The 1,599-nt window shown below is 68.3% G+C and carries 2 protein-coding genes; both read left to right on the forward strand.

Features of this window, described 5'->3' with window-relative positions; all coding sequences use genetic code 11:
* Positions 1-783: transcription termination/antitermination protein NusG (gene nusG / locus BYZ73_RS21035; protein ID WP_146746387.1), on the forward strand; the 783-nt coding region annotated here is incomplete at its 5' end.
* Positions 784-1,054: 271 nt separating this feature from the next.
* A complete protein-coding gene (locus BYZ73_RS21040; protein ID WP_112317559.1) occupies positions 1,055-1,432 on the forward strand; it encodes a hypothetical protein in 378 nt (125 codons plus the stop codon).
* Positions 1,433-1,599: the final 167 nt, after the last annotated feature.

Below are 1,599 nucleotides of genomic sequence, written 5' to 3' on the forward strand. Positions count from 1 at the left end.
GTTCAAGCCGTGGAAGAAGAAAAGAAGCAAGGAAAGACAGAAGGTTACGAGGGGATGGGCGCCCCGGAACAGGCGCAGATTTCGGGCCGTGCCGGGACCGTTTCGGGCCGGTCGGGCCGTGCCCCCGGAAACGAAAATACAGGATATTGCGTCACGCGTGGCGCAGGACACAAAATGCAGGAGGCGACAGCGATGAGGCACTATCGGATCGGGCAGACTGTCCCGCACAATGGCGGGCAGATCGTGGCAGCCCAGCTCGGCAGGGTGGCGTGGTATATCCTCGTGACCGCACCCCAGCAGGAATTCGCCGTGTCGGCCTGGCTCACCCGGTCGGGCGCCGTCGAATGCTGGTTGCCGACTGAGGAGGCCTGGCGCCGGGTGCGCGGCCCGCGGCGCAAGCTGTCCTATCTTCGCCGCCTCGCTCCGGGCTATGTGTTCCTCGCCGTCGATCACGCACCGCTCTGGCACGTCATCCGCGACGGGTCGCTGGGCCGCATCCGCGGCGTGGTCTGCCAGGACGGCGAGCCGCTGGAGGTTCCCGAGGCCGCGCTGGCGCGCATGCGGCGCGTGCCCGCCCGCATCGCCGAAATTCGCGAGCGCGCCCGCCAGGAGCGGATCATCCGTCCCGGCGACCGTGCGGAGATCGCGACCGGCCCGCTCGCCGGTTGGACGGTGGACGTGGCGAGGCTGGATCGCGGAATCGCGCATTTCGTGCTGCCGCTCTTGGGCGGGCGCGAGGCCAGCGCGCCGGTCGAGGCGCTGGTCAAGCAGGCGGTTGCGTGAGGCGGGACCATGTGTTATCTGCATTGGTTAATCCTCGTGAGTAGCCCGCAGGGGTCGATAAGCGTGGGAGATGGCCTCGCCGCCAGCCAATAGGCTCCCGGCGAGCGCAACGGCGAAGCTATGGCGCCCAGGCACGATGCCCGGGCGCTTTTTCATTTCCCCACACCCCGTCCTTTGATCGGCACGCTACGCTGGCCCGGCACCTCTGCGGAGAGGATGGGTGCGTGTCGTTTCAAGTGCGGGGGACCGCGACCGATTTCAGCGAGGCGACATGACCACCCTTTCCAACGATGTTCTCGACGCGGGCCTGCAAGAGATCCGCGATGCGGCGAGCCCGGTCCTGTATCTGTGCTCGCAGGAGCCCACGACCTATGCCGAGGCGTCCTCGACCTACAAGCTCGGGACGAAGACCGCGCCGACCATCAGCGCGCAGGCGAACCGCACGGGCGGCGGCCGCAAGATCGACATCGCGACCTTCACCGACGGCACGGTCGACGCGAACGGGACGGGCACCCATTGGGCCGTGGTCGATGCGGCGACCTTGCGGCTGCTGGCGACCTTGCCGGTCGTGAACGCTCAGGTCATGACGGCTGGTAACCCGCTGTCGCTGAACACGCCGATTGAACTCGGGTTCTCCCCGGCCGCGTGACATGGGGCGCCCGGGCCGCGATCCGATCCGGGCGCTTGAGATAGCCGTCGAGGCGATGCCGCCAGAGGAGGCGGTGCCGGTTCTGATGTATCTGGTCCGCGAGCTGGCGGGTCAGGCCGATGAGGCGGTCGGCCGCTGGTCGGGGCCGCGGCGCCTGACCGGGACGG

The organism is Rhodovulum viride (assembly GCF_003265965.1).
Taxonomy (GTDB): domain Bacteria; phylum Pseudomonadota; class Alphaproteobacteria; order Rhodobacterales; family Rhodobacteraceae; genus Rhodovulum; species Rhodovulum kholense.

Excerpts from the sequence above, each read along its gene's own strand:
- BYZ73_RS21040 (WP_112317559.1), top strand. The coding sequence starts at position 1,055 with ATGACCACCCTTTCCAACGATGTTCTCGACGCGGGCCTGCAAGAGATC.